Source organism: Clostridioides sp. ZZV14-6345 (assembly GCF_020657775.1).
Lineage (GTDB): Bacteria > Bacillota > Clostridia > Peptostreptococcales > Peptostreptococcaceae > Clostridioides > Clostridioides difficile_D.
Map to the genome: position 1 here is coordinate 1 of NZ_JAGWCX010000108.1, position 6,411 is coordinate 6,411.

Consider the following 6,411-nt stretch of genomic DNA (forward strand, 5'->3'; position numbering starts at 1 on the left):
TATCTTTAAAAGCACAAATTGATTTACAGTCTCGATTTTAATCCTATGAAAAACTAGGGTCAGTTAGTCTACCCAATTTATCCCAAGTAGCTGAACCAACTATTCCATCTGCAGATAAACCATATCTTCTTTGAAAACTCACAACTGCATTATATGTATCATTTCCAAATAAACCATCGACAAGCACATTATAATTAAGTAATCCTAAAAGAATTTGTGCACATCTAACTTCTGTACCACTAGTATAATGACCATAACCTACAAGTTTTGTTGTACTTATTGTATAATTTCCACTACCTGAAATTCTGATAGTTTTTTTACTTGGATTATAGTCTACATAATAATTTGCATAAACTCCTGAAGTGTCTCCTTCACTCATAAAATTATATCTTTCTGGTACAAATATTTCATCGTCTGCTTGAGGTACAATATTTAATGCTTCACATTTACTTGCATATATATCTTTTATTTCTTTTGGTGCATTTTCATATTTATATATATACCCAGACAATACAGCAGACTTTGGAATTTCCTCTAAAATTGACTCCATATTTACTCCTGTATTTTTTTCTGTCTCTGCAAATGCCACATTAGTAAAAGTAAGCATTAAACAACACACAATAGCTAATGTTTTTTTTGATTTTCTTAACATAAAATCCTCCTTATATAATTATTTTTTTAATTTATTATAATACTTTGTAGGTATTTCTATACTATCAAAATCTTTTGGAACTATTCCATTTGCCTTACATTTTTCCTCATAAATCTTTCTGATTTCAGGTGGAGCGTCTTTATATAAAAATGTTTGAAATTGGTCATTAGGATTATTCTTTATAACTTCAGTATTTTTCCTTGTCACTTCATCAGAATTCTTATCAACTTTAATTTGAGCATCAACTTCAACAAAAGATATAATAGAAATTATAGAAACTAAAATACATATAAATATTCCACTTCTACCTTTCTTTTTAACAATACTATTAAGTCTTTTTTCTAAGTTTGTTTTATTAAATTCTGTTGTTAAAACCCCACCTTGATAATTCTTGCTCAACTTAATTGATTTAATGAGCACTAGTGCATATTCTTTTTTCTCTTTTAATTGACAACCATCAAGAACACTTTCATCACAACATAATTCACAATCTAGATTTATCCTATTGCTCATTACATAAACTAGTGGATTAAACCAATGCACTAATTTTACAAACATCACTATAAATTTTATTAAAATATCTTTGTTTTTAAAATGCATTAATTCATGCCTTAAAACCCAATGTAACTCATCTTTACTATAAGGATAATCTGGTAAGAATATATATGATTTAAATAAGCCCATACCTGCTGGACTTATAAGTTCATCAGAGCCTCTTAAGTGAATGTTCTTTTTTATATTTAACTCTTTCAATAAATCTTTATAAATACAGTTAACATCACTATTTTCTATGTCATAAGACAAATCAACAACAAAATTTTTAAATCTTTTATATTTTATGAATGTATAAGCTGTAATCACTACAGCTACTAATATCCATAAATAAGTTAAATATAAGATGAAATTATTATTTGTAGAAATATTAATTTGATTAATATTATTTATTAATATATCACTTTCAGACTCTTTTATTTCATATGATATTGTGTAATTAAACAGAAAAAGCAACATCCTAAAGACTATTATTAACCAAATATAATAATTGAACTTTTTACTAAAATTTTTAAATAAATATCTTTTTAAAAATAATAATAAACAAATACCAAAACTACATATAATAGTTGTTTGTATAAGCTTTTCAAAAACTTGTATCATATAATTTTTCATCCTTTAAATTATTAAAATCGTTTTAAAAAATCTAGCTTATTTTAACTATAATTTTATTTTCATCTGTTTCTTATTCTGTTGTTTTGCCAACATCGCTTAAGTTTACTATAGTACCTACTCCGCAAATAAATTTCATTATCTTTATAGCTACTATTTTTTTAATTCATTATAATACTTAGTAGGTATTTCTATTTTATCAGAATCCTTTGGAATTCTTCCATTTGCCTTACATTTCTCCTCATAAACCTTTCTAACTTCAGATGGAGCATCTTTATATAAAAATGTTTGAAATTGGTCATTAGGATTATTCTTTATAACTTCAGTATTTTTCTTTGTAACTTCATTAGAATTTTTGTCAACTTTAACCTGAGCATCAACTTCAACAAAAGATGTAATAGAAATCATAAAAACTAAAATGCCTATAATTATTCCACTTCTACCCTTATTTTTAACAATACTATCAAGTCTTATTTCTAAACTTGTCTTATTAAATTCTGTAGTTAAAATCCCACTCTGATAGTTCTTACTTAACTTAATTGACTTTATAAGTGCTAATGCATATTCTTTTTTATCTCTTAAAGAACACTCATTCAAAACACTTTCATCACAACATAATTCACAATCTAGATTTACTCTATTGCTCATTATATAAACTAGCGGATTAAACCAATATATTATTTTCACAGACAATACTAAAAGCTTTATTAAAATATCTTTGTTTCTAAAATGCATTAATTCATGTTTTAAAATCCAAGTCATCTCATCCTTACTATAAGGATAATCTGGTAAAAATATGTATGACTTAAATAATCCCATACCTGCTGGACTTATAAGTTCATCAGAACCTCTTAACTCAATTTTCTTCTTTATGTTTAATTCTTCTAATAAATTTTTATAAATACAATTTACATCATTATCGTCAATATCATAAGATACATCAACAACAAGATTTTTAAATCTCGTATACTTTATAAATGTATAAACTGCAATGACTATAGTTACAAATAACCATAAATAAGCTACATACAGCATAAGATTATTATCTGTAGGAATATCAATTTGTGTAATATTATTTCCTACTCTAACTCTTTTAGACTTTTTTATTTCATACGTTACAGTATAATTAAATAGAAAAAGTAACATCCTAAAGACTATTATCAACCAAATATAATAATTGAATCTTTTGCTAAAATTCTTAAATAAATATCTTTTCAAAAATAATAATAGACAAATACCAAGACTACATATAATAGTTGTCTGTATAAGATTTTCAAAGACATATATCATACAATTATTCATCCTTTAAATTTTCAAAATAACTTTCTAAAAAATCTAGCGTGTCTTTACCTATATTTTCATCCTCATGTAATGCTGAAATTAAGCTTCGCAAAGAGTCATCATGTATATTACTTAGGAAATCCTTTGTCTCAAAACTTAAATATTCTTTGTGTTTTACCACTATTGTGTAATGTGTATATCTGTCTATTTTTTGAGCATCTAAGAATCCTCTTTTTACTAGCCTTGATAAAAGTGTCAGTGTCGTAGTTTGTTTCCAGCCATATTTTTGTTCCATAGCTTCAATAACATCCTTTGATGTCACTGTAGCATCTAATCTCCAAATGAATTTCATTACTTTTAGTTCTGCTTGTGGTATTTTTTTTATCATCATTTACACCTCCCTCAAAACTCCTGCTAACATAATTCTACAACATGTGAATTTTTTAGTCAAACAATTTATGAAAAAAATGTGAATTTTTGCATTTTTTGTTAACTTTCTAATTTTTTTAAAATATTAAAAGTTAGATTTTGAAACATAATTGCTTAAACGTTTCATTTTATATATTTAATTATAATAGTGTAGAATATTATTTTCACATTGAAACTGTTTAATAAAAATTCCCATATTTTCACACAAGGGATATTATAATACTTTTTTTTAAAATAAACTAGAGCAATATATAATAAATTTTAATAATCTCCTAATTGTACCTTTATGTTATTAAAATATCTATTTCATATTGATTATTTACAAATATATCTAAATTAACTATAACCCTTACTTAATGTTGAAAATCTAATAGCTCCTTTAAAATATTATATATAGTATGATACATTGTTTAATATCGCTTTTCAATAAAAACATTATAGCTAACAATATATTTTTATTGTTAATTATGTAAAATTTAAAAGAGCATAATAAAAAAACCTTAAAATAATTTTTTTATTTTAAAGGCTTTTATTATATTCTAAGTTTTTATTTTATATTTATAAAATCTAATAATTTATAAAGTATTTTAAACTTATAACTTTCTTTTATTCCCTATAATGTAAACATAAAATTTTATAATATTAATAATTAGCTATATCACTACTTAATTTGTTTCTTGATTTGGAATACTTTTAATATTACACAATTCTTTTGAAATTTCTTCAAATCTTTCGTCAGATATACCAAGTTTTTTCTTAAATTTTTCATCATTTATTCTTTCAACAATCACCTTATCCGGAGATAATTTATCAACAATACTTTTTATCTCATCAATAGAATCCTCATCATCATTATATCCCTTGATAATCGTTATCTCTAAAATAAATTTTCCTCTATATTGTCTATTAAATAAAATCATATTTGAAATATATTTTTCTAAAGTATATCCCAAAATTGGTCTTTGAATTTTTTGAAAATCTTCTTCTGACATTGCTTTTATCTCTCCAACAACCTCATCACACATATTGGCTACCTTTATATATTCATCTTTACCCAATAAATATCCATTAGAAAGTAAACGTACAGGAACTTTTTTTCGTTTTATTAACTTAATAACCTCACAAATTTTATCATTCAATAAAGCTTCTCCTTTTGAATTAATAAAAACTAATTCTGCTTTATTCTTTTCTATCATACTTTCTAATTCTCTCAATGAATCATCTATCTTGCCAAATGATTGATATATATCTACTTTATTATATGACCTTCCAATAGGACAAAATATACAATCAAAATTACAGTACTTTTCAGGAAGTATATTTACTTCTAGTATTTTTTTCGCATCCTCAATATAAATATCTTTATAACTAAAATAACTCATTACTATATCATCTCCAAATTAATCTATTGATACTTTTTTATTGTCAACATCTAAAATTGAAATTTTACATTTTCCACCTAATTTGTCTTGAACTGTTTTAGCTAATTCATTTAAAGCATTTTCAAATTCTTTAAATCTACTTTCATCTACTAATTCAATGCATAAAAATGCATTGTTTGTATTTTCAGTAAGCATCGTTCTCACTGCTTCACGCCAATTCCAGCATCTACAAATTGCTCCACCATCATCTTTATAAATTATTTCCCCTTCATATGGAGATGAATTTTCATCTGTCCCTAATGGAATAAATTCCTCATTACCAATTGCTCTAGTTAACCTAATATCTCCTATAAATTTATCTATATCTTCTCCTCCACAAGGTAATGCATATTTTAGTGAGATAGAATTGTAGATATCTACTAAAGGATTAATAGTTCCTATATTATTTCCATTATGAACTCTTTTTAATAGTGCCTCAATAGAAGACCTTGCTCCTTTTTTCGTTTTAAACTTTTTAAATGCTTCTCTCCATACTTTGATTACTTGGTTATTGCTAAATTCTGAATCATCCAAGTATTTTAATGCTTCTTTTTCTGACTGTAAAATTATTTTCTTATATTCTTCATTTTTTATAGAGTTGTCTATATCATGACAAATAACAACTCCAATCTTTGCACTAGGAAATAGACTCCAAAACTCATCCTCAATAACAAATCTTTTCATTAGAAAACCTCCTCAAATTTAAAGTATGTAAAAATAAAAAAGCCTAAAGAAATATTATTAAATATCTCCCAGGCTTTTATCCTTCCGTGTACACAATAATTGTGCGTTTTCTCTTGGACCTGACCATTATAAAATGCGGAACCCTAGAAAACTAAACTATATGTTTTTTAATTTATAAAACACAAATAAATTTTAGCATAATATAGTATTTAAAACAATACTCTATTCTCTAATTTGTACATTAAAATAATTTGCAACCAAAGTACAACAATTATAGAATAAACTAGGTGAAAATCACCTATTTTGTTGAATTTCAAGTTATTTAAACCTCTGAAAACACTATATACTTTACAAATTTGATTAATTTCTGATTTAAATTTACTATATATATGTATATGTCTATAAAGTAAATTCTATCTCAATAAAGTTTTCTAAACAAAATAATTAAGGTAAATACTTCCATCCAATTTTTACAATTTATTCTTTTAAGTTTTTGTAATACTCTTCTAGTGAATCTAACTTTTCTTTAATTATAGATTTATGTGTAATAGTAAAAGAACACATTATTTTTCTACTTTTACTAGATTTTAATACCTTTTTCTTAAAAGCATAATATTCTTCATTATCCATTACTATTAATTCTACTCTTAATAATTTTTCTTGCCATATATTCTATGTATTTAATCTGCTTTTTTAAGTGTAAAATAATCTTCATAGCTATAAGTTTATTCAATTTTCAAACAAATATGTTGAATAATAACTAATTCTATTGTATTATTT

General features: G+C 24.5%; 7 protein-coding genes and 1 riboswitch. All 7 genes read right to left on the minus strand.

Features of this window, described 5'->3' with window-relative positions:
- Nucleotides 1–43: 43 nt before the first annotated feature.
- Nucleotides 44–652, minus strand: a complete 609-nt coding sequence (locus tag KGF39_RS20100) for a peptidoglycan-binding domain-containing protein (RefSeq protein ID WP_306800932.1) — start codon at nt 650–652, stop codon at nt 44–46.
- An 18-nt stretch (nt 653–670) separates the two neighbouring features.
- Nucleotides 671–1,819, minus strand: a complete 1,149-nt coding sequence (locus tag KGF39_RS18565; RefSeq protein ID WP_227823445.1) for a M56 family metallopeptidase — start codon at nt 1,817–1,819, stop codon at nt 671–673.
- Nucleotides 1,820–1,969: 150 nt separating this feature from the next.
- Nucleotides 1,970–3,118, minus strand: a complete 1,149-nt coding sequence (locus tag KGF39_RS18570; RefSeq protein ID WP_227823446.1) for a M56 family metallopeptidase — start codon at nt 3,116–3,118, stop codon at nt 1,970–1,972.
- Nucleotides 3,111–3,488 (minus strand): BlaI/MecI/CopY family transcriptional regulator, encoded by a 378-nt coding sequence (locus KGF39_RS18575; RefSeq protein ID WP_227823447.1) that lies wholly within the window; start codon nt 3,486–3,488, stop codon nt 3,111–3,113. Before KGF39_RS18575 ends, KGF39_RS18570 begins: the two co-directional genes overlap by 8 nt.
- A 703-nt stretch (nt 3,489–4,191) precedes the next feature.
- The gene (locus KGF39_RS18580) at nt 4,192–4,908 is read right to left on the minus strand and encodes a radical SAM protein (RefSeq protein ID WP_227823448.1); all 717 of its coding nucleotides are present in this window, start codon (nt 4,906–4,908) and stop codon (nt 4,192–4,194) included.
- Between the two features lie 18 nt (nt 4,909–4,926).
- Nucleotides 4,927–5,631, minus strand: coding sequence for a B3/4 domain-containing protein (locus tag KGF39_RS18585; RefSeq protein WP_107595082.1), 705 nt, complete (start codon nt 5,629–5,631; stop codon nt 4,927–4,929).
- Nucleotides 5,632–5,694: 63 nt separating this feature from the next.
- A riboswitch (guanidine-I (ykkC/yxkD leader) is annotated at nt 5,695–5,789 on the minus strand.
- Between the two features lie 319 nt (nt 5,790–6,108).
- Nucleotides 6,109–6,261, minus strand: coding sequence for a hypothetical protein (locus KGF39_RS18590; protein ID WP_227823449.1), 153 nt, complete (start codon nt 6,259–6,261; stop codon nt 6,109–6,111).
- Between the last annotated feature and the right edge of the window lie 150 nt (nt 6,262–6,411).